The 13,461-nt window shown below is 39.3% G+C and carries 13 protein-coding genes; 4 read left to right on the plus strand and 9 right to left on the minus strand.

Annotated features, from left to right (window positions below; translation table 11 throughout):
* Nucleotides 1–39: 39 nt before the first annotated feature.
* The 3 genes from AC4NPH_RS08585 to AC4NPH_RS08595 all read left to right on the plus strand — a co-directional run bounded on the left by AC4NPH_RS08585 (nt 40) and on the right by AC4NPH_RS08595 (nt 6,500).
* Complete coding sequence (locus tag AC4NPH_RS08585; RefSeq protein WP_013082256.1) at nt 40–1,878, plus strand: bifunctional homocysteine S-methyltransferase/methylenetetrahydrofolate reductase; 1,839 nt, start codon at nt 40–42, stop codon at nt 1,876–1,878.
* Entirely contained in the window at nt 1,879–5,322 is a 3,444-nt protein-coding gene (gene metH / locus AC4NPH_RS08590) for a methionine synthase (protein ID WP_057274553.1), read from the plus strand.
* 380 nt (nt 5,323–5,702) lie between these two features.
* Nucleotides 5,703–6,500: a Cof-type HAD-IIB family hydrolase gene (locus tag AC4NPH_RS08595; protein WP_013056000.1), complete on the plus strand. Its 798-nt coding sequence runs from the start codon at nt 5,703–5,705 to the stop codon at nt 6,498–6,500.
* A 57-nt stretch (nt 6,501–6,557) separates the two neighbouring features.
* Here AC4NPH_RS08595 and AC4NPH_RS08600 read toward each other — a convergent pair whose 3' ends face one another.
* The 5 genes from AC4NPH_RS08600 to ymaG form a co-directional block, all read right to left on the minus strand.
* The gene (locus AC4NPH_RS08600; RefSeq protein ID WP_013055999.1) at nt 6,558–6,764 is read right to left on the minus strand and encodes a hypothetical protein; all 207 of its coding nucleotides are present in this window, start codon (nt 6,762–6,764) and stop codon (nt 6,558–6,560) included.
* A gap of 48 nt (nt 6,765–6,812) precedes the next feature.
* Nucleotides 6,813–7,076 (minus strand): hypothetical protein, encoded by a 264-nt coding sequence (locus tag AC4NPH_RS08605; RefSeq protein WP_013055998.1) that lies wholly within the window; start codon nt 7,074–7,076, stop codon nt 6,813–6,815.
* Nucleotides 7,077–7,280: 204 nt separating this feature from the next.
* The gene (locus AC4NPH_RS08610) at nt 7,281–7,655 is read right to left on the minus strand and encodes a cbb3-type cytochrome c oxidase subunit I (protein WP_029325096.1); all 375 of its coding nucleotides are present in this window, start codon (nt 7,653–7,655) and stop codon (nt 7,281–7,283) included.
* A gap of 174 nt (nt 7,656–7,829) precedes the next feature.
* Entirely contained in the window at nt 7,830–9,128 is a 1,299-nt protein-coding gene (locus AC4NPH_RS08615; RefSeq protein WP_013055996.1) for an NCS2 family permease, read from the minus strand.
* A 230-nt stretch (nt 9,129–9,358) separates the two neighbouring features.
* Nucleotides 9,359–9,655 (minus strand): inner spore coat protein YmaG, encoded by a 297-nt coding sequence (gene ymaG, locus AC4NPH_RS08620; RefSeq protein WP_029325095.1) that lies wholly within the window; start codon nt 9,653–9,655, stop codon nt 9,359–9,361.
* Between the two features lie 636 nt (nt 9,656–10,291).
* On the opposite strand from ymaG, the gene AC4NPH_RS08625 reads away from it, so the two are divergent.
* Complete coding sequence (locus AC4NPH_RS08625) at nt 10,292–10,651, plus strand: YueI family protein (RefSeq protein ID WP_014461047.1); 360 nt, start codon at nt 10,292–10,294, stop codon at nt 10,649–10,651.
* Between the two features lie 25 nt (nt 10,652–10,676).
* On the opposite strand, the gene AC4NPH_RS08630 is transcribed toward AC4NPH_RS08625, so the two are convergent.
* The 4 genes from AC4NPH_RS08630 to AC4NPH_RS08645 all read right to left on the minus strand — a co-directional run bounded on the left by AC4NPH_RS08630 (nt 10,677) and on the right by AC4NPH_RS08645 (nt 13,222).
* Nucleotides 10,677–11,378 carry a cell wall hydrolase gene (locus tag AC4NPH_RS08630; RefSeq protein ID WP_053487018.1) on the minus strand — a complete coding sequence of 234 codons (702 nt, stop codon included), beginning with the start codon at nt 11,376–11,378 and terminating at the stop codon, nt 10,677–10,679.
* Between the two features lie 312 nt (nt 11,379–11,690).
* On the minus strand, nt 11,691–12,017 hold the full coding sequence (locus AC4NPH_RS08635; protein ID WP_013055991.1) for a hypothetical protein: 327 nt from the start codon (nt 12,015–12,017) through the stop codon (nt 11,691–11,693).
* 147 nt (nt 12,018–12,164) lie between these two features.
* Nucleotides 12,165–12,359, minus strand: coding sequence for a protein YkzS (ykzS, locus tag AC4NPH_RS08640; protein ID WP_013055990.1), 195 nt, complete (start codon nt 12,357–12,359; stop codon nt 12,165–12,167).
* A gap of 17 nt (nt 12,360–12,376) precedes the next feature.
* A complete protein-coding gene (locus AC4NPH_RS08645) occupies nt 12,377–13,222 on the minus strand; it encodes a patatin-like phospholipase family protein (RefSeq protein ID WP_013055989.1) in 846 nt (281 codons plus the stop codon).
* Between the last annotated feature and the right edge of the window lie 239 nt (nt 13,223–13,461).

Raw genomic sequence — 13,461 nt, forward strand, 5'->3', positions numbered from 1 at the left:
TCGTGAAATAGAAGCGGAACAATTTAAGGAGGTTTTGACATGGGGTTACTTGAAGATTTAAAGTCTAAAATTTTAATTGGGGATGGTGCCACTGGTACCCTCCTTTACTCACACGGTATTGACAGCTGTTTTGAAGAACTAAACATCACCAAACCAGAAGAGGTTTCTCGTATTCACAGAGCCTATGTAGAAGCTGGTGCAAACGTTATTCAAACAAATACGTACGCTGCTAATTATCAAAAACTTGCCCGTTATGGATTAGAAGATTCAGTCAAAGACATCAATGTTGCTGGTGTAAAATTAGCGAAACAAGCTGCAAAAGATCAGGCTTACGTGGTTGGTACACTCGGCGGAATTCGTTCTTTCCAAAAAAACGCTATTAGTTTAGAAGAGGTTAAGCGAAGCATTCGTGAACAAATGTTTTGGCTTTTAAATGAAGGCGTGGATGGCCTTTTATTTGAAACATACTATGATTTCGAAGAATTAAAGACCGTTCTTACACTGGCAAGAAAAGAAACGGATAAGCCTATTATTACCCACGTTTCCCTGCATGATATTGGCGTGCTGCAAGATGGCCGTCCTTTAGCAGATGCATTAAAAGAATTAGAAGCGTTGGGAGCAGATGTTGTCGGGCTAAACTGCCGCTTAGGTCCTTATCATATGATTCAGTCTCTTGAAGAAGTACCGCTTCCTGATCGTGCTTTCTTATCTGCTTACCCTAATGCCAGCCTTCCGGCGTATGTGGAAGGAAAGCTGGAATATGAAACTAATGAAGACTACTTTGTAGAAAGCGCGCGTTTATTCCGCGAACAAGGGGTTCGCTTAATTGGAGGATGCTGCGGTACAACACCAGCTCACGTACGCGCAATGTCATCTGCCTTAAAAGACCTGCCTCCGATTACAAGCAAAGTCGTTAAAATGAGACCAGCCGTTACGGTTCAAGAGCGTGAGCAGCAGGATAAACCTCATATGCATGAAATTGTGAAGAAGCGCCGCTCGGTTATCGTCGAGCTAGATCCGCCTAAACAGCTTGGTCCGACGAAATTTTTAGAAGGCGCAAAAGCACTTGATAAAGTCGGCGTAGATGCTATTACATTAGCTGATAATTCTCTTGCCTCACCTCGCATCAGCAACTTGGCAATGGCAACACTGATGCAGCAAGAAACAAAAGCACGACCGCTTATTCATATTACCTGTCGCGACCGAAATTTAATTGGACTTCAATCTCATTTAATGGGACTTCATACGCTAGGAATGAATCAAGTGCTTGCAATTACCGGTGATCCGTCAAAAGTTGGCGATTTCCCTGGCGCCACTTCGGTCTACGATTTATCTTCATTTGACTTGATTAGTTTAATCGCTCAGTTTAATGAAGGACTATCTTATTCCGGTAAACCGCTTGGTCAAAAAACCAATTTTTCCATCGCAGCTGCCTTTAATCCAAACGTGCGTCACTTAGACCGAGCCGTTCAGCGTTTGGAAAAGAAAATCGACTGCGGGGCTCACTATTTCATTACTCAGCCTCTCTATTCAACTAAGCAAATTGAAGAGGTATATGAAGCAACCAAACATTTAACAACACCGGTATACATCGGGATCATGCCGTTAACAAGCGCAAGAAATGCTCGATTTATTCACCATGAAGTACCTGGAATTAAATTATCAGAAGATATTCTAGAACGCATGGATGCAACGGGAAATGACCGGATTCGCGGTGAAGTCGAAGGTCTTGCGATTGCAAAAAACTTAATTGATACAGCATATGAGTTATTTGACGGTATTTACTTAATTACGCCGTTTATGCGCTATGAAATGACCGAGATTCTAACACGCTATATTCATGACAAGCAACTTGTTACATCAGAAAGGAAGATATAAATGAGCTCACTTATCGAACAACAACTAAAGAAGCGAATACTCGTCATCGATGGAGCAATGGGAACGATGATTCAAGATGCTGATTTAACCGCTGAAGATTTTGGCGGCGAAGAATATGAAGGCTGTAACGAATATTTGACTCGAACAGCGCCTCATGTGATTCAGCGCATTCATGAAGAGTACTTTGCAGCAGGTGCCGACATCATTGAAACCAATACGTTTGGCTCAACATCTACCGTACTTGATGAATACGATTTAGGTCACTTGGCTTATGAATTGAATATCGAAGCTGTGAAGCTTGCTTGTGCAGCCCGCGATAAATATTCAACTCCCGAATGGCCTAGGTTCGTAGCTGGAGCTATCGGTCCTACCACTAAAACTCTCTCTGTTACCGGAGGCATTACATTCCCTGAGTTAGTAGAATCGTACGAAGAGCAAGTTCGGGGTTTGTTAGACGGCGGCGTTGACTTACTTTTAGTCGAAACCTGTCAAGACATGCTGAACGTAAAAGCCGCGTTTCTAGGGATTACAGCGGCGTTTGAAAAACTAAAAACCGAAGTTCCTATTATGATTTCAGGAACAATTGAGCCTATGGGAACAACTCTCGCTGGTCAAGATATCGAATCTTTTTACTTATCACTGGAACACATGAAGCCTCTTTCAGTCGGACTTAACTGCGCGACAGGCCCTGAATTTATGACGGATCATATTCGCTCTCTTTCAGACCTAGCCACTTCAGCAGTTAGCTGTTATCCAAACGCTGGACTTCCCGATGAAGAAGGCAATTATCATGAATCCCCTGAGCTGCTTGCTCAAAAAATTAAAGGGTTTGCTGATAAAGGCTGGCTGAACTTTGTAGGCGGATGCTGTGGTACAACGCCTGCTCATATTAAAGCACTGGCTGAAGCGGTAAAAGAGGTTGCGCCTCGTTCGCTCGATCGCTCCGAGCATAACCATGCTGTAACCGGTATTGAACCACTTGTATATGACGATTCTATGCGCCCTCTTTTTGTGGGAGAACGTACGAATGTAATCGGTTCTCGCAAGTTCAAGCGTCTGATTGCGGAAGGAAAAATTGAAGAAGCATCTGAAATTGCGCGTGCTCAAGTTAAAAATGGTGCTCACGTTATTGATATTTGCTTAGCAGATCCAGACCGTGAAGAAATGGAAGACATGGAGGAATTTATTCAAGAAGTTGTAAAAAAAGTGAAGGTTCCTCTTGTAATCGATTCAACGGACGAGAAAGTTATTGAAAAAGCTTTAACGTACTCACAAGGTAAGGTCATTATTAACTCCATTAACTTAGAAGATGGTGAAGAGCGTTTTGATGCAATCTTACCGCTAGTAAAAAAATTCGGTGCAGCTCTGGTTGTCGGTACAATCGATGAAACAGGCATGGCCGTTACTGCAGAACGAAAAGTAGAGATTGCTAAACGCTCACATGATTTGCTTGTTGAAAAACATGGCTTTAATCCAAAAGATATTATTTTTGACCCTCTTGTGTTTCCTGTAGGGACTGGTGATGAACAATATATTGGTTCTGCTGAAGAAACAGTTAAGGGAATTAAAATGATTAAAGAAGCCCTGCCTGATTGCCTGACCATTCTTGGCGTAAGTAACGTGTCATTCGGTCTTCCTCCAGTCGGACGTGAAGTACTAAATGCCGTTTACCTTTATCACTGTACGCAGGCTGGACTCGATTATGCCATTGTCAATACCGAAAAGTTAGAACGCTATGCTTCTATTCCAGAAGCTGAAATTGAGCTTGCTAATGCGTTATTATTTAACACAACTGATGAAACGTTAAGCACGTTTACCGACTTTTATCGTGATAAAAAGAAAGAAGCAAAAGTAGAAATTTCTACGTTAACACTCGAAGAACGATTGGCAATGTATATTGTCGAAGGTACAAAAGAAGGATTGCTTCCTGATTTAGAACAGGCTTTAGCTCAATATGATGATCCGTTAGATATTATTAACGGACCGCTTATGAAGGGCATGGCGGAAGTTGGACGTTTGTTTAATGACAACCAGCTGATTGTAGCAGAAGTGCTTCAAAGTGCGGAAGTGATGAAAGCATCCGTTGCCTTTTTAGAACCTCATATGGAAGCAACTGAAAATGATTCTGGAAAAGGCAAAGTTATTCTTGCAACGGTTAAAGGCGACGTGCATGATATCGGTAAAAACTTAGTAGACATCATTTTAAGCAACAATGGTTTTAAAGTAATTGATTTAGGGATTAAAGTAACGCCGCAGCAGCTGATTGAAGCAGTAAAAGAAGAAAAGCCAGACATCATTGGCCTGTCAGGTCTTCTAGTAAAATCAGCTCAGCAAATGGTTTTGACTGCCCAAGATTTAACACAATCAAGCATTGATGTTCCAATTATGGTAGGAGGCGCTGCCCTTTCCCGTAAATTTACTGACTTTAAAATTGCCCCGGAATATGAAGGTGCGGTCCTCTACGCCAAAGATGCGATGGACGGATTAGCGTTAGCAAATAAGCTGCAGAACAAAGAAGAAGTTATTCAGCTTTTAGCAGATTTAAAAACGCGGCAAGAAAAGAAAGTAACGGTTCGAGAACGCCAGCCTCAAACCGCTCAAGCAGCTACGGCTGTTTTAGAAAGATCCGCCATTTCAACGGACGCTCCTGTTTTTGTACCGGCTGATTTAAAGCGGCACGTTGTCAAACACTACGATTTGGCACAGGTTCTTCCGTATATTAACTGGCAGATGCTTTTAGGCCATCACTTAGGACTAAAAGGAAAAGTGAATAAGCTGCTTGCTGAAAAAGACGAGCGTGCTGTTCAATTAAAAGAAACCGTTGATGACCTGCTCGAACTGGCACTAAAAGAAAACTTAATTAAGCCAGCGGTTATTTATCAGTTCTTCCCTGCTCAAGCAGACGGAAATGATTTAATTATTTATGATCCTGCTGATGAAAAAACAGAAATTGAACGCTTTACCTTCCCTCGACAAGCAAAAGGACAGTTCCTGTGCTTATCTGATTTTGCAAAGCCTAAAGAAAAAGAGATGGACTATGTATGTTTCTTCTCTGTAACAGCAGGAACAGGCATTCGCGAACGCGCCGCGAAATTCAAAGAAAACGGCGAGTTTTTAAAGAGTCACGTGTTCCAAGCTCTTGCGCTTGAACTAGCTGAAGGATTAGCAGAACGTGTTCATCAGCAAATTCGTGACCGCTGGGGATTCCCCGATTCGCCTGACTTTACAATGGCGGAGCGTTTTTCAGCCAAATACCAAGGTCAGCGTTTTTCATTCGGATATCCTGCATGTCCAGACCTTGAGGACCAAGCAAAACTGTTTAAATTACTTAAACCTGAAGACATCGGCATTCAGTTAACAGACGGTTTCATGATGGAACCAGAAGCTTCTGTTACAGCCCTTGTTTTTGCACATCCTGAAGCGAAATATTTTAACGTATTATAAAATATGGCCGCGGTCTTTTAGACCGCGGCTGTTTTTTCACAGTGAACAAATCTGAAAAAAAGGCTGCGACAAATGTATTTTAGCTGAAGAAAGATCCGAACGGTGAATTCAGATTCTTGACTGAGAATCAACTCCATTCGGATTTTTTCATTATGATGGTGAACTAGATTTCATGTAGCTGTTTCTAGCTGTTTATTGAAGGGCAAGGCGAAGACTCCTGCGGGAAAAATTGATGTAGTTATGTCTCAATCTCTTTGAATTCACCGCAGGTTTGAGCTTTTTTTATGAGTTTCTTGGGAAACACTGATAGAATAAGGAATGTAATAAATTTGTAACACTCTTACCACAGCAAATTTTTCAGGGAAAGGAATTTTCAAGAAATGATCAAATTATTTGTAAGCGACTTAGATGGCACTCTTTTACACGAAGAAAAATACGTAGAACAGCATAATGCAGACGCACTTAGTGAACTTCAGCGCCAAGGAGTAGAGGTTTGTCTTGCTTCTGGACGAATGGATACGGAAATTTTAAAAATTTCTACTGATATTAACAATACATTTCATCGCATAAGCCAAAACGGAGGATTTGTGTGGACCAAAGAAAATCAAGAACTTCATGGAAAAGTGTTTGAAGATGATTTAGCGGTTCAACTTTATAAAAAAACGATAGATCCTAACCGTATTACGCTTGTCTGTTCAAACGACACCAATTATGTAGAGCAGCGAAATGAAATTATTGAAGCAATTGAAACTCACATGTTTTTCCCTATCGAAGAACAAATTGAAATGACAGATTCATTTGGTCACGCTCTTTCTCCATCTAAAATCACGGTTCTTGGAGATCATGATGAAATGGTAGCTCTGCAAAAAGAAGTGAACGAAGAGTTTGGTGATTATATTGATACATATATTTCTGCCAAGCAGTGTTTGGATATTATGCCTAAACATATCAGCAAAGGAAATGCCATTGAAATTTTATTAAATCATCTTCAGCTAAAACCAGAGGAAATTGCATGTGTGGGGGATTCATTTAATGATATTCCTATGTTCCAATTAACGCCGAACAGTTTCGCTATGGCTACAGCTCCTGAAGCTGTTCAGCGCCACGCCTCTGCTGTTGTGTCATCAGTTAGTGAAGCAGCGCGTATTGTTTTAGAAAAAAATAAGCAAACAACCTAAAAAAAGCGGTCAACGTTTAAATTGACCGCTTTTATCTATTTAATAAGAAAACGGTAGTTATTTTTTTCGTAAAGAACGAAAAAATTCACCTAAGCTTTTTTGCTTCCCATCTGCATGCTCTCCGTGATTAACCAAGCTGCTGATTCTTTCTCGTCGAACAACAACCATAATAAGAGTGGCAAAAAAGATAATGGAAACGGCAATGACAACCAGTGCAAGAACGGATGCTACAATAGCTTCAGAAGTCGTTAGTGACGATAGCATCTGCCTCGTACACCTCCATTTCGTTTGTGGCGAAAAGGAGCCTAGCAATTAGAAATGCAAATAATCTTTTTTCTCAGCTTGATGCATGTTATTATACACCATTTTCATTTTAGAAGCTGTAGCTTTTAAAGACGTAGACGAATCCACATCTTCGGCTAACATAATGTTTACTAAGTCAACCACAGAACGAGACAACAACTCTACATTATTTTGCAACTCTAATTCGTCATAAGTCGTACGGTCTTGAAGACGAAGTCGAATAATTTCATTTGCTAGCTCCCTAACACGCACTAATTGTTGATGTTCTCCCATAGTATCTCCGCCGCAAGAAACTTATAATCAGCCCTTTTATTGGCTTTTATAAGAGCTAGAAATCCCTGCAGCTTACCCCTCCTTATAAAGATGCCTAGCACATCTTTATGTAAATCACACTTTCACCTTGTTTACATGTATATTCGCTATAGCTGGTTCTTTTTCCTTTTGAAATTAGCAGCCATCGTCAACGACCTTCTTCGTTCATCGTTCAGATTTCAAATTTTTAAGGATGTGATATACGAAAATTAAAACGCCAATAGCCGTAAGTGTTGCTCCTGCTGCCACTACGGGTGTAAAAGCTTGGTTTTCTAGTACGATCATGAAAAATAAACCAATCATCATGACCGGTAATCCTATATTATGCAACCATACGTGCAGTTTGGCTAATTTACTTTCGCTAAACGCAGGAAACAAATAATAAATAATTCCCGCTAACGTAAGCGATGTCCATCCTAATAAATTGATGTGCACGTGAACAGGTGTCAAAGCGTAGCTGTGAACAATTGACATATAATACCCCAATATGATGCCAATTCCAAAATAAACGGCTGATATTTTAATTAATTTAATTCCCATCGTTTTCTCCCCCTTATATCCCCCTACGACTTCTGTACTACTTTACGCAGGAAACGTCATTTTAGAAGCGGCAGATTAGCCAAAGGACACGAAATACGGAGTATGATATCTAAAAAGAGGATTCTTTACCGCAAACACAAAAAACAGCTGAGCAAAAGTACTCAGCTGTCTATTTTAAGCAATATAATGCAGCACAAAATTCAAGAAAAACAACAGCGCGCTTACATACATAAACATCGATACTTCACGCATTTTACCAAGGAATAATTTAAGCAGTGGATACGCAATGAACCCAAATGCAATTCCATCAGCAATGCTGTACGTAAGAGGAATAAGCGCAATAATTAAAAATGCAGGGAAACCTTCTGTTAAGTCCTGTAAATTGATGTTTTTGATATTTTGAATCATCAATGCTCCAATAACAATAAGAATAGGTGCAATAGCACTATCTGGCACCAGCTTGATAAATGGAATAAACAGAAGTGAACTTAAAAATAAAACTCCTGTAATCAGCGATGTTAAACCCGTTCGCCCTCCAGCTGCAATACCAGATGCTCCTTCTACAGAAGACACCGTTGGACTTGTTCCAAACACGCCGCTTAGCAAAGCTGAGGCGGCTGTTGCTTGAAAGGCCCGCGGAAATTTGCTATCTTGATTCATCATACCTAGCTGACCATGCAGCAAACCGATATTTTCAAAAATCAATACCATTGTTAATGAAAAGACAGCTGCCCAAAACGCAACGTCTCCAATAGCTCCAAAAGACAATGTGCCAAAGCTGCTAAAGAAGTCGTTCACGCTCCCAGCCGACTGTCCTTTTTCTGCACCGCTTCTTACACCAAGTAAGAAGGCAAGGACTGATCCAGCAATCATGCTTAACAAAAAGTTACCTTTCACATTTCGGATAAACAGTACGATTGTGATAATTAACGTCAACAGCGTACTGATCACAAACGGATCTGACAAGTCTCCAAGTGCTACAAAAGTGTTTTCGCTTGGAACTACAAGCTTCCCTTTTTGCAAACCGATAAATGTTAAAAATAAGCCAACACCGACTGTTATCGCTTCTTTTAGCGAATGCGGAATCGAAGAGACAATTTTGGCAGACAGTCGTGAAAAAGCTAATGCTATAAAAAGAAAGCCGGATATCACTACTGCTAATAACCCTTCTTGCCAAGATAACCCCATTGATTGAACCATCGTATACGTAAACAATGCATTAATCCCCATACCTGGCACCAGGATGAGAGGCGCATTTGCCCAAAAAGCCATAATAACACAGCCTACAAAAGCCGAAGCTACTGTTGCGAATATTCCTGCTTCAAGCGGAATACCGGCATCAGACAAAATGGTTGAATTAACAGCAATAATATACACGATGGAAAGAAATGAAATGACCCCAGCTAAGCTTTCTTTTCCGACAGTTGTTTGGTGGTCGTTTAAACGAAACAACTTTTCAAATAATGCGTTCAATCTAATTTCCTTCTTTTCATCTATCCCTCGCCCACCCAGTGACCAAAAATGCCACCGAAGTTATTATAGCAAAATCAACAATTGTTGCAAGGAAAACTTGTCTCCTTTAGCTTAAGCGTTCATTCCTTATTTAAAACTGTTATCATTTTCTAAACGTAACGTCTTGCATTCATTCTATATATACCTTGGACTGGACATAATAAAAGAGCGCTTTATCAGCGCTCATTGTTTTAATAATAATAAGGATAATATGGTGGGTACGGCGGATAATATGGTGCTGGATAACCGTAATAACCTGGACCTCCTAGTGCACTTCCAAGAACTAATCCTCCAAGAAATGGAGCTCCAAAGCCCCAACCCCAAGGGCGACCAAAGCCAAAGCCGAACCCCGGACGGCCGAAGCCAAAACCAGGACGACCGAAACCAAAACCTGGGCGCCCGAAACCGAATCCTGGACGACCAAAGCCTCCAAATCCTCCAAAACCACCGAATGGTCTTCTTATGTCATTAATATCAAATTCTTGCATGATACATGCCTCCTCAAATTATATTTCATTCTCTTTATTACATATGTTATTCACCTACTTCTTGCATAGGCAATCGCCTCTTTTTTTGTGATTTCTTAAAAAATATTCCTTTTCTACCACCTCATTAGGATTAAACAAGCGTACAGACATATATTTTTTAAGGCTTTGAAACATACTACATGTAGCTTATGTAAAATAAGAGAAATGCAATGAGAAATAAACATAATATGAACGCATAAAAAGAACGCTCAACAAAAATGTTGACCGTTCTTCTTATGAAAATACATAGCGATTTTTTATTAATTTATCTGACCCTTTGCTTGACCGTATATGCCCTAAAGCTATATAATCCCCTTTTTATACAATGCGCTTTGAACATAAAATCATAGGAGCGTCTCCCCAAACGCTGCTATGTATGTATATCTGTAATCGCTTACAAACCTTTAATAAAAAACCGATATGATTTTCTATCTATTTACATTAAACAATATTTCAGGCTAAATTTCAACACATTTTTTGTTTTTCTTTGTACTCAGCAAAAAAACAGGTGATATAGCACAGTGATTTTCCTTTTTTCCTAAGCCTTTTACTTATAGCCATAATCGTTTATAGTTTATAACGAAAGGAAGTGACGCAATGTCTGATCAACTAGAAGAATACTTAGAACGAGGAATGTACGGAGCAAAGGAAACAAAAAGAGACGAAAGAAGATATTTCCTAACTGCTCTACGTGAAAATATTGAAATTGCGCTAAAAAAAGGGCAAGTCATGAAAAAGGATGCAGCAAAAATAAAGCCTCTTTTAAAAAAAGTGAAAGACGGTCATTTGTTTTTAAATGGCTCCTTGTCTTATTCATACCTCTCCCCCTATATTCAAGCGGCTAACCAACATAAAGTGCCTTTTACTATCGTTCAGAACTTAGAAGCTGATACGGATATTGGTCTGGTTTTAACAGGTTCTGAAGGCAGTTTGGAACGAGATATCTTTTTAGACTAAAAAAAAGAGCCAGAACGGCTCTTTTTTATTTGGCAAATACATGATGATCAATTGTTTTAATTACAGCACGTGAACGAATCCAGTTATCGGTAGCTGTTTTTGGATTATAAAAGTAAATGGAATCGTCTAAACGATCTTTTCTAGTCAATGCTTGCTCTACTGCTTTTTTCGAATCTTCTGAAGCAGGTTTGTTAATTGATCCGTTTTGGACCGGTGAAAAAGCGTATGCTTTTCCGACAACTTGTTTAATAACTCCTGTTACCGTATCTGGAAACTTCGGAGAATCTACACGGTTTAACACCACTGTTGCTACCCCTACTTTTCCTTCATATGATTCGCCTTTTGCTTCAGCTTCTACTAAGCGAGCTAATAAATCTTTTTCACTTGCAGAGATCGAAACTGCAGGTGTTTCCTGCTCTGCGGGTTTTGCTTCTGGCTTAACCGTATTAGCCGGTGCTGCCGTTGAAGGTTCCGTTGTTTCAGCAGCCAGCACTTTTGTCTCACTCGGAATCGCTAATGTTTCACCAATATAAATCATATCTCCTTGACGATTGTTTATTTTTTTAATATCGTCAATTGTTACACTATATCTTTTACCTAACTTCCAAAGACTATCGCCTTTGACTACTTTATAATTAGTTGCAGCCGTAGCTGTTGCATTAAAACCTATAAATGAAAGAGTAGCTAAACAAGCTACTACCATTGATTTCATATAACTATGTTTCATAGGTAATACCTCCTGAAATTTCGTATGGTATTACTCTATCATAGCTATATAGGGGTTTCACCGAACGATTCAGTTACATTTCTTTAAGTTTGATGAACAAAATTACGTTCGAAACACAATTATGACATTGTACCTTGTTTTTTGTCATAATCACGGTAATTTTTCTAAAATGCAGGTATATTTTCCCGCTTTATTTCAGTTTAATCAGAAATTTCTTCATTTGTTTTTCCCTTATAATTCTTATGATAAACATTTAAATTCATCTACTTTTACACAAAAAAGCTGAATGTTGTAATCAACATTCAGCTCTTTTTAATCTTCGATCTCAATTTCTACAACATCATAGAAATCAATCACTAGCTTAGCACCCGTATCATCCATAAACGTAAAGACGTCTTGATCATCTGATAAATGTATCACGTATCCGCTCAACTGCTGTTCACTGTTGTCGTAAACAGTAGTAATTAGAATTTTTTTATGATCTACATATGCTTCTTCTAATAACGAATGGAGGTCATAGTCCCCGTCATCTTCGGGCCGGTTCGTTAACAGCATCCCATAAGTCGTCATTCCATTTTTATCTTTCCATATATGATCTGCAAAATAAAAAGGTGCTGTACTTTTTCGAAACTCATCCATAATATCCCTCCTATAACTAAACACGTTTATTCGCTCTTACCGTACGTTACTAAATAAACGCACAAGCACTTGTAACAGTATATTCTCTACTGTACAGGCTCATACATCCATTATATAAGGCATAATCAAATAATGCCATCATTTCGTTTAGCTCCTAGGAATTTCTAGATACGTATAGGTGAAATCTCCACCGCGTCCAGCTATTCCACGAAAATGTTTGAAATCAGGGCGATTTACTAAAAAAGGGCGAAAAGCAAGAAAGTCTTCTTTTTTAACTTTAATTTCGGTTACTTTTCCTTCACTTAACTCATTCAACATGTTTATCGCTGTTTGTTCATCCATTCAGTTTCACCTCGCTTTTAACTGTTCAGCCAATTTTGCAGAGATGCAAATTGAGCTTCAGCTTCTTTATATCCTTGGTTGTAAAGAGCGTCGAGACGCTCACGATTCTTCTCAATTCGCCCTACTACAAGAGGGGTTTGCGGACGAATCACAAAGATATTCCCCTGTCTTTCCTGTTCTTCAATATATGACAATGTTTCATTATACAATTTATAGCGGTTCTCAAGCGCACGAGTCAGCCCATCATAATGACGGTATTTGCGCTTCAATAACCAAAGCATATTTGATTTCTTTTTTCGATATCCTTCGTTTCGCGTTAGCACAACAATATTTTTTCTATATCCATCCTGCACTGCTTTTTTGATTGGAATCGGATCACTGATTCCTCCGTCTAACAGCTCTTTTCCTTTATATGTAACGACAGGTGCTAAAAATGGAAGGGAACTAGAAGCGCGAACCGCTGTCAAAATGTCCCGGTCATACTCATCAAAATAAACAGGTTCTCCCGTCACGCAGTCCGTTGCTCCTACTACAAGCTTCTCTGTACGCTCAGCAAATGCCTCAAAGTCAAATGGAAGAAGCTGATTAGGAATTTCATCAAAAACGAAATCCATTCCAAATATCTCTTTTGTTTTAAAATAATTTTTCCACGACAAGTAGCGAGGATCCTCTAAAAAATCTAAATTAGCTTTGCGACTTCTTCCTATTTGTCTAGATAAATAAGAAGTGGCATGACAAGCGCCGGCTGAAACGCCAATTACATACGGAAGATACAGATTTCTTTCCATAAAGTAATCTAAAACTCCAGTTGTATAAAGGCCTCTCATACCGCCTCCTTCGAGCACGAGTCCAGTATCTTTCAATTTCTACACCTTCTAATTCTTATAATTTATGACAAGATTATACCTCGTTTATTATAACGAAAGATGAACAAAGATGGAACTGTCCTGCTTCTCTCTTTCGTTAAAGCTACCAATTCCTTTTATTTCTCAGCACATTTTACTTATTTTTTCAATTTTATTTTATATTTTTTCAAAAAACCCTTTACTAATTCCCAGTTTTAAGGCAAAATTGTAAAAAAGAAAACGCTAACTAGTTTTAC

The organism is Priestia sp. MDV22-iso46 (assembly GCF_058629175.1).

Excerpts from the sequence above, each read along its gene's own strand:
- metH (WP_057274553.1), top strand. The coding sequence starts at position 1,879 with ATGAGCTCACTTATCGAACAACAACTAAAGAAGCGAATACTCGTCATC.
- AC4NPH_RS08605 (WP_013055998.1), bottom strand. The coding sequence starts at position 7,076 with ATGGGAGAACATCAACAATTAGTGCGTGTTAGGGAGCTAGCAAATGAA.
- AC4NPH_RS08635 (WP_013055991.1), bottom strand. The coding sequence starts at position 12,017 with ATGGATGAGTTTCGAAAAAGTACAGCACCTTTTTATTTTGCAGATCAT.
- AC4NPH_RS08625 (WP_014461047.1), top strand. The coding sequence starts at position 10,292 with ATGTCTGATCAACTAGAAGAATACTTAGAACGAGGAATGTACGGAGCA.
- AC4NPH_RS08595 (WP_013056000.1), top strand. The coding sequence starts at position 5,703 with ATGATCAAATTATTTGTAAGCGACTTAGATGGCACTCTTTTACACGAA.
- AC4NPH_RS08610 (WP_029325096.1), bottom strand. The coding sequence starts at position 7,655 with ATGGGAATTAAATTAATTAAAATATCAGCCGTTTATTTTGGAATTGGC.
- ymaG (WP_029325095.1), bottom strand. The coding sequence starts at position 9,655 with ATGCAAGAATTTGATATTAATGACATAAGAAGACCATTCGGTGGTTTT.
- AC4NPH_RS08600 (WP_013055999.1), bottom strand. The coding sequence starts at position 6,764 with ATGCTATCGTCACTAACGACTTCTGAAGCTATTGTAGCATCCGTTCTT.
- ykzS (WP_013055990.1), bottom strand. The coding sequence starts at position 12,359 with ATGGATGAACAAACAGCGATAAACATGTTGAATGAGTTAAGTGAAGGA.
- AC4NPH_RS08630 (WP_053487018.1), bottom strand. The coding sequence starts at position 11,378 with ATGAAACATAGTTATATGAAATCAATGGTAGTAGCTTGTTTAGCTACT.
- AC4NPH_RS08585 (WP_013082256.1), top strand. The coding sequence starts at position 40 with ATGGGGTTACTTGAAGATTTAAAGTCTAAAATTTTAATTGGGGATGGT.